The organism is Halostagnicola bangensis (genome assembly GCF_054653435.1).
In genome coordinates, this window is sequence record NZ_BAAIGG010000002.1 from 531,260 (window position 1) to 545,499 (window position 14,240).

General features: G+C 62.1%; 12 protein-coding genes. 3 read left to right on the top strand and 9 right to left on the bottom strand.

The genetic code is table 11. The features are described from left to right. Nucleotides 1-14: 14 nt before the first annotated feature. The 7 genes from ACYQ14_RS04285 to acs (ACYQ14_RS04315) form a co-directional block, all read right to left on the bottom strand. Complete coding sequence (locus tag ACYQ14_RS04285; protein WP_283834203.1) at nucleotides 15-254, bottom strand: DUF8119 family protein; 240 nt, start codon at nucleotides 252-254, stop codon at nucleotides 15-17. A 173-nt stretch (nucleotides 255-427) separates the two neighbouring features. Then, complete coding sequence (locus tag ACYQ14_RS04290; protein ID WP_459885125.1) at nucleotides 428-892, bottom strand: universal stress protein; 465 nt, start codon at nucleotides 890-892, stop codon at nucleotides 428-430. A gap of 14 nt (nucleotides 893-906) precedes the next feature. Further along, complete coding sequence (locus tag ACYQ14_RS04295; protein ID WP_459885127.1) at nucleotides 907-2,556, bottom strand: VC_2705 family sodium/solute symporter; 1,650 nt, start codon at nucleotides 2,554-2,556, stop codon at nucleotides 907-909. Then, nucleotides 2,553-2,957: a DUF4212 domain-containing protein gene (locus tag ACYQ14_RS04300; RefSeq protein ID WP_459885129.1), complete on the bottom strand. Its 405-nt coding sequence runs from the start codon at nucleotides 2,955-2,957 to the stop codon at nucleotides 2,553-2,555. The genes ACYQ14_RS04295 and ACYQ14_RS04300 overlap by 4 nt, the downstream gene beginning before the upstream one ends. Before the next feature lie 59 nt (nucleotides 2,958-3,016). Further along, complete coding sequence (gene acs, locus ACYQ14_RS04305) at nucleotides 3,017-4,993, bottom strand: acetate--CoA ligase (protein WP_459885131.1); 1,977 nt, start codon at nucleotides 4,991-4,993, stop codon at nucleotides 3,017-3,019. Nucleotides 4,994-5,285: 292 nt separating this feature from the next. Then, nucleotides 5,286-7,736, bottom strand: a complete 2,451-nt coding sequence (locus tag ACYQ14_RS04310; protein WP_459885133.1) for a bacterio-opsin activator domain-containing protein — start codon at nucleotides 7,734-7,736, stop codon at nucleotides 5,286-5,288. A 147-nt stretch (nucleotides 7,737-7,883) separates the two neighbouring features. Continuing rightward, entirely contained in the window at nucleotides 7,884-9,857 is a 1,974-nt protein-coding gene (gene acs / locus ACYQ14_RS04315; RefSeq protein ID WP_459885135.1) for an acetate--CoA ligase, read from the bottom strand. A 222-nt stretch (nucleotides 9,858-10,079) separates the two neighbouring features. Between acs (ACYQ14_RS04315) and ACYQ14_RS04320 the strand changes: the two genes are divergently transcribed. Further along, a complete protein-coding gene (locus ACYQ14_RS04320) occupies nucleotides 10,080-10,514 on the top strand; it encodes a universal stress protein (RefSeq protein WP_459885137.1) in 435 nt (144 codons plus the stop codon). A gap of 9 nt (nucleotides 10,515-10,523) precedes the next feature. Here the strand turns inward: ACYQ14_RS04320 and ACYQ14_RS04325 are convergent, their stop codons facing one another. Next, nucleotides 10,524-10,970: a universal stress protein gene (locus ACYQ14_RS04325; RefSeq protein WP_459885139.1), complete on the bottom strand. Its 447-nt coding sequence runs from the start codon at nucleotides 10,968-10,970 to the stop codon at nucleotides 10,524-10,526. A 112-nt stretch (nucleotides 10,971-11,082) separates the two neighbouring features. Further along, entirely contained in the window at nucleotides 11,083-11,535 is a 453-nt protein-coding gene (locus tag ACYQ14_RS04330; protein WP_459885141.1) for a universal stress protein, read from the bottom strand. Nucleotides 11,536-11,805: 270 nt separating this feature from the next. Here ACYQ14_RS04330 and ACYQ14_RS04335 point away from each other — a divergent pair, with 270 nt between their 5' ends. Further along, on the top strand, nucleotides 11,806-12,618 hold the full coding sequence (locus ACYQ14_RS04335) for a prephenate dehydrogenase/arogenate dehydrogenase family protein (RefSeq protein ID WP_459885143.1): 813 nt from the start codon (nucleotides 11,806-11,808) through the stop codon (nucleotides 12,616-12,618). After that, nucleotides 12,615-14,234 (top strand): small ribosomal subunit Rsm22 family protein, encoded by a 1,620-nt coding sequence (locus ACYQ14_RS04340; RefSeq protein ID WP_459885145.1) that lies wholly within the window; start codon nucleotides 12,615-12,617, stop codon nucleotides 14,232-14,234. Before ACYQ14_RS04335 ends, ACYQ14_RS04340 begins: the two co-directional genes overlap by 4 nt. Nucleotides 14,235-14,240 lie beyond the last annotated feature (6 nt).

Below are 14,240 nucleotides of genomic sequence, written 5' to 3' on the forward strand. Positions count from 1 at the left end.
ACAACGCCGTTCGGTTAGTGGTCCCGATCGCCGGAACCCTCTCCGTCGGCGGTCGCGAGCGCCGAACTCGTCACGAGCGCGAAGTAGGCGACGATGCCTGAAATCATACACAGGTAGTACGCCCACGTCGGGCCGTCGACGAGTTGGAAGAGCACTTCGACCATGGTCACCCAGACGATCGCGAACGCGAGGTCCGTCAGGATCCCCCATCGCTCGTCTCGAGCCGTCTCGAGTCGCTCTCGAACGCCAGTCACGGATCTCTCACCCTGACTCTGATGTCGGATTTGAAAGTTCGTTTCATACGCGGTGAACCCGTTGTGCTGTGGAAAAGCTTGCTTTCGGTATCTGCGTCGATCGCCCTTCGACCGGTCCGATCCCAGCGACCGGCGAGTTGACCGCCGGCACACGGGAATCGGTAGTCATACGCTTACGCGTCTTCGTCGCGAATGTCGACGACCATCGTCGGAATCGTCGTCGTTCGGAGGGTTCGCTCCGCGACGCTTCCGAGGAGTGCGCGTCGGACGCCGCCGCGGCCGGCCGATCCCATCACGATCAGATCGATGTCGTTTTCCTCGCCGTAGTCGGCGATCTGTCGATGTGGTTGACCGGCGATGATCGACTCGGTGACGTCGACGCCGTTATCGGCCGCCTGATCCGTGACCGAGCTGGTCGCGTTCCGGGCGCGCTCCTCGAGTTCGGGCATTTCGCCGAACTTCCCCTGTCGAATCCGATCGACCTGTTCGGCGCCGAGCCCGATATCCATCGCGCTGGTATCGACGACGTACAGCGCGTGTACGTCGGCGTCGTACTTCGCCGCGAGATCGACTGCGTGGGAAACGGCGTTCTCTGCGACCGTGCTTCCGTCCGTTGGGACGAGTATCGTATCGTACATTGGTCTAATCCTGATTAATCGTCTGCTGGAGTGCCGCCGTCCGCGACGGCGTCTTCGGCTGATTCAACGTTTTGCATCGGCTCCGGACTGTGGCACTGACGAACGAGTCGTTTGACGTGCTGTGGCGGGTTTTCGGTCACCAGCGACACGGCGATGATCGTCAGGAAAGCCACCGGAACGCCGACGAGCGCGGACGATTCGGCGGGTATCACGGCCGCGACTTCCGGAACGATCGCCTCCTCAGCGCCGATAGCGTCGACGTACTGTGGAACGACGTCGTTCAGGATCGCGCCGAACGAAATCGTCAGACCGACGAGCATCCCGGCTATCGCGCCTTCTCGCGTGGTGTTTTCCCACCAGAGACCGAGGAAGAACACGGGGAAGAAGACACAGCCGGCGATGGCGAAGGCCATCGCGACGAGTTCTGCGATCAGTGCTGGCGGGTTGAGCGCGACGAGCGTGACGAGCACGCCGAGTGCGACGATCGTTGCTCGACCGACGATCAACTGTTCGCGCTGACTCGCGTCAGCCTTGTAGAGGTTCGTGTAGATGTCGTGTGCCGCAGCCGAGGAGCCGGAGATGAACAGTCCGGCGGTCGTCGCAAGCGCCGCGGCAACCCCACCGGCGGCGACGAGACCGACCAGCCATTCCGGCAATCCAGCGAGTTGGGTCGTCAAAACGACGAGTGCGTCCGCCTCTTCGCCCGTCATTTCTGTGTAATCCCCGACACCTTCTTCGTACAACAGCGATCCGAACGCACCGTAGGCGGCCGTTCCCCAGTACAGCAGACAGATGAAGAACAGACCCCAGACGGTCGACCAGCGGGCTGTTCGCTCGTTATCGACGGTGTAGAACCGAACGAGAACGTGCGGGAGTCCGCAGGTACCCACGATGAGCGTAAAGGCGAGCGCTACCCAGTGGTAGTAACTCGCTTCTGCGAACGGCTCCGTGAACTGTGCGTTGATGTCCGCCATTTCGGTCGTCTGCGCGCCGAACTCGATGTACGGAAGCACCGTCGACCAGCCTTCCGTGTAGCCGGTTGCATAGAGGCCGATCAGGAACGCCAAGATGAGGATGACGTACTGAATGGCCATGTTCTTGGTCGTTCCGAGCATCCCCGAAAGTGCGACGTAGACAATGGTCACGCCCATCAGGAGGATTACGCCAACCTGGTAGTCGACGCCGAAGATGTACTGGGCCATCAGCCCCATTCCGCTACCCTGGCCGATGGCGTAGACGAACGCGATCAACAGCGTGGTAAACGCCGCGATCGCACGGCCGGTCTCCGAGTAAAACCGATCGCCGATGAAGTCCGGCGCGGTGTACTTTCCGAATCGGCGGAACTGTGCCGCCATGAAGATGAGCAGGATGAAGTAGCCCGTCGTCCAGCCGACGAGGTACGCCAATCCGAAGTATCCCGCTAACGCGATCGTCGACGCCACGCCGAGGTAGGATGCCGCGCTCATCCAGTTCGCGCCGATCGCCATCCCGTTCTCGATGCTCCCGATAGAGCGACCGGCAACCCACAGTTCGTCGACCGCGGCAACCCGGAAGAGCCAGCCGACCGCGAGGAATAGGACCAGCATCGTGATGACCGTCAACGCTGGAACGAGTTTGAATTCACCGACGTCGAGTGCCGTCTCGAGGAATATCGGCTCTATCATTCTTCACCTCCATCGGCGGCTACTGCCGCGCCGGTATCGGCTTCGTCCCCGTGTTCGATGCCGTACTGATCGTCGAGACGATCCCGCTGCCAGGCGTACGCCGCCGACAGCAACAACGCACCGAGCGGAGCCATCACCGCGGTCAAGAAGTAATGAAGCTGGAAGCCCATCACCATCGTCTCGGTCATTATCTCCGGTGCGATCGCCGTTGCAGTTACCGGCCCGAAGACGAACAGAATCCAGGCGATAAACGAACCGATGATCACCTTCATGTGATCGCGCATGAACGGAGTCGCCGGTTTGAATATGTTTATCTCCTTATCGAGGTAGTTTGCAGTCTGAACGCCGCCATCAGTTTCGAAATTCGTCTCTTCGTTCCCCTGTGAGCTATTATCTGTCATATTTTGGTTTCGTGTTGTGTTCTCTTTGGTACGTTATCTCCAAAGAATCGAAGACGAGTTTAGTCGTCTTGTCCGCCCGTTGCGATTTCGTCGACGATCTCCGGATTACGGAGCGTCGACGTGTTCCCCAGTTCGTTTCCGCTCGCGATGTCTTCTAACAGTCGTCGCATGATTTTGCCCGAGCGCGTTTTCGGTAGTTCCGGCGTGAAGACGACCTCCTCCGGTTTCGCGATCGGACCGATCGACTCGAGTACCCCTTCGACGACGCGCTGCTGGAGTTCGTCGCCTTCTTCGTAGCCGTCCTCCGTAATTGCGTAGACGTAGACGGCTTCACCTTTGACTTCGTGGTCGCCGCCGACGACGGCCGCTTCGGCGATCCCTTCGACGCCGACGATCGCGCTCTCGATTTCCATCGTTCCCAGCCGGTGTCCCGAGACGTTGATCACGTCGTCGACCCGCCCGAGCACGGTTATGTAGCCGTCGTCGTCGATTTTTGCGCCGTCTTCGGGGAAGTAGACCCACTCGTCTGCATCAGGGTCGGAGTACTCCTCCCAGTACTCCTCGATGAACCGCTCGTCGTTCTGATAGAGGGTTCGGAGCATCCCCGGCCACGGTTGATTGACGGTGAGATAGCCTGCGTTACCCGCCTCGACTTCGCTCCCTTCGGCGTCGACGATTCGACCGTCGATTCCCGGAAGCGGTGGACCGGCAGAACCGGGCTTCATCGTCCCGATTCCCGGCAGCGTCGTGATCATCATGCCGCCCGTCTCGGTCTGCCACCAGGTGTCGACGATCGGACACTCCTCGCCGCCGATGTGTTTGTAGTACCACTTCCACGCGCGCGGATTGATCGGTTCGCCGACCGTTCCGAGCAATCGGAGCGAGGAGAGGTCATGTTTCTCGGGGTAGTCGGTACCCCACTTCATGAACGCCCGAATCGCCGTCGGAGCCGTGTAGAAGATGTCGACGTCGTTCTTCTCGACGAGCTCCCACATCCGGTCTTTCTCCGGGTAGTCGGGGGTTCCTTCGTACATCACCGTCGTCGTTCCGAGCGCGAGCGGCCCGTAGACGATGTAGGAATGACCCGTAATCCAGCCGATGTCCGCCGCACACCAGTAGGTATCCTCGGGTTCGATATCGAGGACGGCGTGACTGGTCCAGGCGGCATACGAGAGGTAACCGCCCGTCGTGTGTTTGACCCCCTTGGGTTTCCCGGTCGTTCCCGAAGTGTACATCAGGAACAGCATGTCCTCCGCATCTCGAGAAACCGGCTCGACCGACTCTCCGGCGTGGTCTGCGACCAGTTCGTCGTAATCGTGCTGGTTGTCGTCCAGTTCGTGCTCGAGTTCGTCGCCGAGCCGATCGACGACCACGACGTCGGAAACGTCGTGATCAACGCCCTCGAGTCCTTCGTTGGCTTTCTCGATGTGATCGAGCGCGTCGCCGCGACGGTAGTAGCCGTCGCAGGTGACGAGATATTCGCTGTTCGCGGAGTTCATCCGTGTCGCCAGCGCGTCGGCCGAGAACCCGGCGAAGACGACCGAGTGTGGTGCACCCAGTCGGGCGCAGGCCAACATCGCGATCGGAAGCTCCGGAATCATCGGCAAGTAAAGCGTCACGACGTCATCCTCCTCGACGCCGAGATCGCGGAGCGTCGAAGCGAACTCGTCTACTTCCTCGAGTAGTTCTTCGTACGTGTACGTGCGCGTTTCGCCGGGTTCGCCCTCCCACTCGATGGCGACGCTCTCTGCGCGTCCGTCCTCGACGTGTCGGTCCAGACAGTTTTCGGAGGCGTTCAGTTCGCCGTTCGTGAACCACTCGTAGAAGGGGGCGTCGTCGTCCTCGAGAACCGTGTCGTACTCCTCGTTCCAGTCCAGAAGGTCGGCGGCTCGTTCCCAACACTCCGGCCAGTTCTCCTCGAATTCCTCGTAGATCCCCTCGTCTGCCACGTTCGCCTGTTCGACGAACGATTCCGGTGGCTCGAAGGATCCCTGTTCTTCGAGTCGCACCTCGAGATCGGCGTTCTCGTCTGTCATGGTACACCCAATCAATGATGTACCAGGGTACTAAACGGAGTATCTAGCTGTGTAAACTTGCCCCGCGAGAATATCACTATAGTTTATTAATTTTTTACGAGTTCCAAGACAATAATGTCGCGATTAGGGATCTCGTTCGACAGCTGTCCGAAGCGATAGCGAAAAATCGACCGGTGGCCTCGGGTTTCTGCAGTTCTTCCGGCGGAGTAGGTCTCGGGTCTAGATACTTAACACGACAGTCGTCGGCGCTCACCCAAATTATATTCGTAAGAGACGAATGCCCTTGCACACGCTAGTCTCGTGGCGCGTCGAAGAACGTTCTGAGTAGTTCGTGCTGTCCCTTTCGCAAGTGATTGTGTAAGGTCGGCGAGGAGACACCCATCGCGTCGGCGACCTCTTCGGCGGTGCTTTCCCGCGGCCAGTCGTAGTAGCCGCCGAAGTACGCGGCTCTAAGTGCCGATTCCTGTCGGTCCGTGAGTCGGTCCTCGAGACCCTCGCGAAACTCGTAGGCGGTCTGGACGGTTCGTTCGGCTTCACGTTTCCCGATGAGCTCCGAGTCCGGAAACGCGGACCGCAACCCGTCGACGATCGTCCGTATATCGGCCGCTCCCGCGCATTCGGCGGCGATGGTTGCCGTTCCGTTTTCGACGACGGTCTCGAGAACGGTCACGCCGTACTCCGTAAGCGTCAGCGTCGGCGAGGATCCCTCGACGATGAATTCGACGCGCCAGCCGTCCTCGTAGGTCTCGATCAGCCGACAGTCGTCGATACCCGGATCGGCTTCGGCGAGTTCGAAAACCGTCTTCGGCGGTCCGTCCTGAAGCGTCACGTAGTACAGTTGCGTCGATTCCGAGACCGGGACGAACGAATCGATCTCGAACCGACAGCCGAGCTGGGCCGACGTATCGACGAAAAAGGACTGCTCGTCGCGACAGGCAAACTCGAGTTCGACGACCGTATCCGACAGCAAGAGATTGCGACGGCGGACCGCGGCGATCGCGTATCCGACCTGCCGACCGATCGTCTCGAGCCAGGCGAGTTCGTCCGCTCCGAACCCCCCCTCGCGTTCGGTCACGACCGAAAGCGTTCCGTAGACGGTATCGCCGTAGGACAGGCAGACGCGCGCGAGTTTGCCTTCGACGTACTCCTCCTCGAGCGTTCCAGCAATGTCCGTTACCACAGTTTCGCTCATTTCACTTCCGCTGACCGCGGAGGCGGCCGAGTGCGGACGTCCGGCTTCGGACGTATCGCTCCCCCCGAGCGTATCGGTACCGTCGATCGCATCACGACCCGCGGACGCATCGGTACCGTCACCCGCGGACGCATCGATACCGTCGGGCGATTCATTGGTCCCGGACACCTCGCTTCCGGCGGGTAGATCTGCGCCGATTTCACCGGTGCGTGCGGTTCCGTCGGCGGCCAGCTCAGCGCCGCTTCGATGGCGGTGGGATCGCCTGCTCTCGGTCTCGGCGTACCAGTCGTCCGGAACCAACCGTTCGGCGGCTTCGGGGTCGATACCGCTCGAGGTCCGCCACTCCCGTTGCCCGGTCGTTCGCGTGGTTCGATCGATCCAGGCGAATTCGTACGCCGGCCCATCAACGAGCGTCTGACAGCAAACGGATTCAACTTCATCGTGTGCGGACGCCTCGAGAAGCTGGTTCGTGACGGCCTGAAATCGGTTCGTGACCTCGTTTGCCCGCTCGATCCGGTCGTTCCTCGAGCGTTCGTTCTCGAGTCGATCTCGGTAGCTCGAAACGTCGTGGACGAAGAGGGCGAACCCGCTTCTGGTGCCCGTTTCGTCACGCAGGGGAACGATAAGTTCGGTCGCACGGAACCGGCTCCCGTCTCGGTTGACGAACCAACTGTCGTCCTCGTGAGGGGAATCCGTCGTCGCCTCGGCGAGTTTGTGATCGAGCGCGTTGGCGTCGCGATCGTCGTCTGCATAAAAGGTGGAGGCGTACGTACCGACGATTTCGGTGGCGTGGTAGCCAAACGTCGAGACGGCGCTCCGATTCCAGCGCTCGACGTAGCCGTCGGCGTCCAGTCGTACCAGAGCGCACCGATCGGTTGCGGCGAGCAGGGATCTGACGATGCCGTCGTCGCCGGCGGCTGGCAAGTTCCGATCGGATCGTCCCTCGTTTTCAGTCGGCTCGAAGGCAGCCACGAGTTCTTCGTCCGTCGGCTCGGAGAGGTACGCTTCGAGGGCTTCGAAGCTCTGCCAGCCGCCGGCCGATTTGACCACGCGCGGGTTGATCTCGTCGCTAACCAGCGCCGACCGGGCGAAATAGTGACGCAGATCGCTTGAGGAAACGGACGAGAGAGACGGATCGTTCGTGCGTTCGCTTGCGCGGTCTGCAACGTCGGAGACGAGCATCTGGAGCCGTCTCGGCGTGACTGGAAAGATCCGTTCGGATTCGGCGAGGTCGTTGCTCCGGACGTACCGCTCGAGGTCGCGTTGGACGGCTGTCGGAAGGTATGCGGACCGCCTACTGTCGGGGTCGGCCTCACCGCTCCCCGTCTGTTCGTCGACCGCCTCCCCCGGAATCCGAAGCAGATATCGCGACGGATCGGCACTGACCTGATCGACGTCGTCGTTCGAGAGTCGCGCGAGTTCCACAGGCCGAAGGCCGACCTCACCACAGAGCCTGACGACGAGCGCTTCTCGATACGTTTCGGCGGCCTCGAGAAGGGTCTCGTACTCACTTCGCGTGAGCGTGGTCGCCGCCGCCTCCCCGAGAGTCATATTTCGTGTTTTCTACGAGACCGAACATAGTTCTACTGGTACCTGGCGGATTAGAACGGCGATTAGAAATATAATGCAATTAGGTCCGAAGTACCAATTTCGCGAAACTGAGCAAGACGAAATCCGTTGCGTCCCGCTTTCGTATCCTTATTCCTGGGAGGCTGACTGAATCTCGCCGACGATTTCGGGGTTTCGGAGCGCGCTCGTATCGCCCAGTTCCTCGCCGTTCGCAACGTCCTCGAGCAGTCGACGGAGGATTTTACCGGAGCGCGTTTTCGGTAATTCCGGCGTGAAGACGATTTCTTCGGGAAGCGCGAGCGGACCGATCGCATCCTCGATGCTAGAGCGGATCCGAGTTCGAACGTCTGCTTCGTCTTCGACGCGTCGCTCCGTGCTCACGTACGCGTAGATCTCCGTGTCGTTCGAATCCGCCGTGCGACCGACGACGGCCGCTTCGGCGACGCCTTCCGTATCCGCAATCGCCCCCTCGATTTCCATCGTACTCAGCCGGTGGCCCGAGAGATTGATGACGTCGTCGACGCGGCCGAGGACGGTGATATACCCGTCCTCGTCCACTCGAGCGGCGTCCCCGCTGAAGTACACCCACTCGTCGTCCTTGGGTTCGGAGAACCGCCGCCAGTACTCGTCGACGAACTGCTCTCGCCCGTCGTACAGCGTCCTGACCATTCCCGGCCACGGTTGAGCGAGCGTCAGGTAGCCCGCCTCGCCCGGGTCGACGGGGTCGCCGGTCGCGTCGACGACGCGCGCATCGATTCCCGGCAGTGCGGGACCCGCCGCTCCGGGCTTCATCTCGGAGATTCCCGGTAGCGTCGAGATGGCGATCCCGCCCGTTTCGGTCTGCCACCAGGTATCGACGATCGGACACTCGCCGCTCCCGACGTGCTCGTGATACCACTCCCAGGGTCGGGGGCTGATCGGCTCGCCGACGCTCCCGAGCAGGCGCAACGAGGAGAGATCGTGACGGTTCGGGTACTCCTCTCCCCACTTCATGAACGCACGGATCGCCGTCGGTGCCGTATAGAAGACGTCGACCGCGTTCCTGTCGACGATCTCCCAGAGCCGATCGCGATCGGGATAGTCCGGAGAGCCCTCGTACATCACCGTCGTCGTGCCGAGCGAGAGCGGGCCGTAAACGATGTAGGAGTGTCCCGTGATCCAGCCGATGTCGGCCGCACACCAGTAGGTGTCCTCGGGTTTGATGTCGAGTACCGCGTGGCTCGTCCAGGCGACGTTCGTGAGATAGCCGCCCGTGCTGTGGACGACTCCTTTCGGCTCGCCCGTCGTTCCCGAGGTGTACATCACGAACAGCATGTCTTCGGCATCACGGGAAACGGGCTCTACCGTTTCGCCGTAAAATTCCTCGAGCAGGTCGTGATAGTCGCGTTCGTTCTCGCCAAGCACGTGCGGGAGGTCGTCACCGAGACGATCGACGACGACCGTCTCGACGTCCTGCTCGAGGCCGATGATCGCATTATCGGCCTTGCTCTTCTGATTGAACGCGTCGCCGCGCCGATAATATCCGTCACAGGTGATCAAAAACTCCGAGCTCGCGGCGTCCATCCGCGTCGATAGCGCGTCGGCCGACAGCCCGGCGAAGACGACCGAGTGTGGCGCGCCGATTCGGGCACACGCAAGCATCGCGATCGGCAACTCCGGGATCATCGGCAAGTAGATCGTGACGACGTCGTCCTCTTGGACGCCGAGCGACCGTAACGCGGCGGCACACTCGTTGACCTCGACGTAGAGATCGCGATAGGTGTAGGTTCGCGTCTCGCCGTGTTTTCCCTCCCAGCGGATCGCGGCGTGGTTCTTGCGCCCCGACTCGACGTGGCGGTCGAGACAGTTGTACGACGCGTTGAGGCGACCACCGTCGAACCACCGGTAAAACGGCGCGTCCTCCTCCTCGAGGACTGTATCGTATGTCTCGTCCCACTCGAGCAACTTCGTGGCTCGTTCCCAGCACGCCGGCCAGTTCGCTTCGAACTCCGCGTAAACGTCCGAATCCGAGACGTTTGCCTGTGAAACGAAAGACGTTGGCGAACTGTGTGGTGTTCCGGTGGGTGCAGTGACGTTCCGGTCCCACCCGTTCGGATCGGCCATGTCTTGTCTCAATCGACGGAAGTGAGACGAATAAACGTTCTGTCGATCTCTCCCTGTCTTGCCGGTTTCGGGCGTTCGAATCGAACGTCAACGGCGTGAGAGTATCACCGAACAAAGAGAAAATGTACCCGATAGATCGACGACGGTCGCGAACACCCTCAAGCCGACCCGCTGACCGGTACAGGAGGTACTGTTTAGTATCCTCCACTGGGACTTACTCCCATGGCAAACGCCGTTCTCGTTGCGCTGGACAGCTCCGATCCCGCTCGAGCAGCGCTCGAACACGCCTGTCGGAATCATCCGGATGCGACGATAACCGCCTTACACGTCGTCGATCCCGCGGACCAGAGCAGTTACACGTCGATGACGGGCGCACCGACGGTCGAAACGCAGGCCACGAAACGACGGCAAGAAGAGCGCGTCGAGTCGCTGTTCGACGACGCCCAGCATATCGCCGACGAATACGGGGTCGTCCTCTCGACCGAAATGAGGACGGGAGACCCCGCAAAGACGGTTGCAACCGTCGCGGAGGAGGGGAATTTCGACCTCATCGTCGTCGGTAGCCACGGCCGGGAAGGGATGACTCGAATCCTGCTCGGGAGCGTCGCAGAACGGATCGTACGTCGAGCTCCCGTTCCGGTGACGATCGTCAGGTAATCGATCACCTCAGCTCGTGTGACGAACGACGTACACGTCGTAGCGCTGGTCGTTCGCGACGGGACTACCGACGCTCGAGAGCGGTGCGATCACCGACCCGGCGTTCTCCGAACCGATGAAGACGACCGACGCCTCGATCTCCCCGGCGACGAGGCGGATCTCGCGGACGACGTCCGTCGTCGCCGTGGCGGTCGGCTCGTCCGAGTCGACTCGTTCGGTTCGGAACGTCGCCTCGGGTGCGACCGCGTTCGACCGTTTGGCAATTCCGTCCGCGATAGCCGCCTGGTCGAACGGCTCTCCTCTGGTTATCCAGCCTCGTTCTCGAGCGTAGTCCTCGTCGTCCGGGATCACTGTCAAGACGACGAGTTCCTCGCCCAGTAGGTCGCTGAACTCTGTCGCCTTCTCGAGCGCACTGGTCGCCAGTTCCGACCCGTCGTACGGAACGAGTAGTGACATACAGCAGTAACTCACGACGGTGACAGTAAACCTTCGCCCTAGAACTCACCAGCTTCGGCGGCTGGACCGCCGTAGCGGTGGTCTCGCTCGCTCCGACTCTCGTCGTTGTCGGCTACTTCTCCTGGCCTCGAGTTCCTCCGGCATCGTCGACCACGAGGACGGGACGATCCGAGAGTCGAACGATCGCGTCCACCGTGCTCCCGAGCAACGCCCGTCTGAACGACGAGCGTCCGTGAGACCCGACGACGAGCAGACCGATCTCGTGTTCGTCGGCGTACGCGAGGATCTCCTCGTGAGGCGGCCCGGTTCGCATCGACGTGGTGACCGAGACCCCCGAATCGGCGGCCGCCTGCTCGAGGGCCTCGAGCGAATCGCGGGCGTGCGCTCGAAGCCGCTGTTCGACCTCGTCGGGATCGACGAGGCCGCTGTCGTAGGCCGTCCGCGTTTCGACGACGGCGACGCCGTGAAGCGGGACCTCGAGCGCTCGAGCGAGTGAAACCGCGTCCGTCACGGCGGCCGACGCGTCGTCGCTTCCGTCGGTCGCAACGAGGATCGATTCGTACATGCGCGAAGAGACGGCCCGTGTGCTGAAAGAACCACGTGTCGGTCCGCCCTTTCAGTGCGCGTGGGTTCGGCGGGATTCGACGTGCAATGGGCCACTCAGAATCCGTCGATAGGGTACTTTCGGACGAACCGTGCATGGAGACGGCCCGAACGAACTGTCGTCGGGGAAGACCGGAACCGGCCGGTGACGTGGTCGGACCGCGCGAACGACGACACGTTTCGAGGGCGTCGATCGAACCGCTTTTGCAACGCCGGCGGGTAGCAGTGTCCGATGGACGTACTGATCGTCGGCGCGGGATCGATGGGGACCTGGTTCGGCAGTGCCGTCGACGCCGCGGTCGCGTACACTGACGTAGACCCGGACGCCGCGGCGAAGGCCGCCGAAGCGACGGACGGACGCGTCGCGGACCTCGAAGAAGAGAGCGGCTACGACGCCGTCTGCCTCGCCGTGCCGATGGATCACGTCGCCGACGCGATCGCGGAACACGCCCCCCGAGCGGAGCGGGCAATACTCGACGTCTCGGGCGTGATGGAAGACCCCCTCGAGGCGATGGACGCCCACGCGCCCGATATCGAACGCGTCAGTCTCCACCCGCTGTTCGCGCCCGAGCGGGCACCGGGGACGGTCGCGGTCGTTCGAGAAGAACGCGGCCCGGTCACGGCCGCCCTGATCGAGGATCTGGTCGCCGCCGGAAACGACCTCCTCGAGACGACGGTGGACGAACACGACGAGGCGATGGAGACGATCCAGGCCTCGACCCACGCGGCGATCCTCTCGTTCGCTCTCGCCGCGAAGTCGGTCCCGGAGGGGTTCGAAACGCCGGTCTACGACGGACTTCGGGACCTCACCAGAACGGTGACAAACGGAACACCGCACGTCTACGGAGAGATTCAACGAACCTTCGACGGCGCCGAGGCCGTGGCCGACGCCGCGGCGACCATCGCCGAAGCGGAAGGCGAGGAGTTCGAGCAGTTGTACGAGCACGCGGCCGAGCGGTGGCATGAGGACGAGCGAGCGAACTCGATCGGCAACGGGTCGACGGGTTCAGCCCTCGACGACAACGAACGAGGTGATCTCGAGTGAACGTAAACGAACGAGTCGAGGCCGTCCGATCGAACGCCCAGTATCTCCGAAACGTCAGGCCGATCGATCCGGAGGAGATCTGCGAGTATATCGACGGCGCACCACACCCCGCCGTCGTCCGACAGGACCTCCGCGAGCAGGCTGCCGACCTCGAGTTGCTCGAGCGAGACGACGGTACCTTCGTCCCGGTCGAAGACGAGCCGGTCCCGCCCCGTCGCGAACCGGTTACTCGATTCCCCGAAGCGTACGAACAACGGATAGAGAGCTTCCTCGCGGATCGCTACGGGCCGAACTGGGCCGACGGTGCGGCCGGCGACCTGCTCCGGTCGACGATCCGCCGGTTCAAAGCCCAGTACCTCGAGGGTGCTCCCGTCGAATACGACGAAGACGTCGCGGCCGGATACGCGATCTACCACCTCCCCGGTTACTACGCCGCGACCCAGTATACCATAGAGGAGTTGGCCGATCGCGGGTTACTCGGCCGAAATCTCCGCGTGCTCGACATCGGTGCCGGAGTCGGCGGTCCGGCGCTCGGACTCGCGGACTACCTTCCCGAGGACGCGTTGCTCGAGTACCACGCCGTCGAACCCAGCGACGCGGCCGACGTTCTCGAGGAACTCCTCGAAGAGACCGGTCGAAACGTTCACCCGACGGTTCACCGAACGACGATCGAAACGTTCGACCCGGCGGCCGCGAGTAGCGATACCTTCGATCCGACTCGACCGGACGACGGCTTCGACCTCGTCCTCGTAGCGAACGTCCTGAGCGAACTCGAGGATCCGGAGACGGTCCTCCGATCCGCCCTGGAATTGACCGCACCGGACGGTGCAGTAGCGGCGATCGCACCGGCGGACAAACAGACCAGCATCCAGCTTCGAGACCTCGAGCGGGCGGTCGAGGACGACTCGATCGCTACCGGGAACACGCTCGAGTGGTCTTCGGACACGGGGTCGGCTCCAAACGGAAATTCGGCCGCCGACGCAGAATCGGCCGCCGAAGCGGAGTCAACCCCTGACGCTGAGCCGGACCGCGATTCGGGTGGTGATTCGGACACCATCACCGTCTACAGTCCGAGCGTCCGACTCTGGGACGGCGAGCGGCCGACCGATCGCGGGTGGTCGTTCGACGTCCGCCCCAATCTCGAGGTGCCGTCGTTCCAGCGCCGCCTCGAGGACGCCGCAGACGAAACTGACGACGCGTACGCACCGGGTGAGTTCGTCAACGTCGACGTGCAGTTTTCGCACTCGATCCTCCGACGTGACGGGAAACGGCGAATCGATCTCACGCTCGACTCGGGTTCGTGGGCGAAGATGGCCGAAATGGATCGACACGTTCCGAACCGAATCGACCTCGTCGCGGCGAAGATGAGCCACTCGCTGAGTGACGATGACGACGGCCCGAGGTCGAACAACCCACTGTTCAAGATCAGCGACGGAAGCGAGCACGTCGACCACTACGCCGTCCTGACCAGAGAGACCGCGATGAATCGCGCGTTGGTCGAAGCCGAGTACGGCGAGGTCTGTTCGTTCGACGGCGCACTCGCGCTCTGGAACGACGACGAAGGCGCGTACAACCTCGTCGTGGACGAAGAGACCATCGTCGATCGGCTTGTCTGAGCCTCT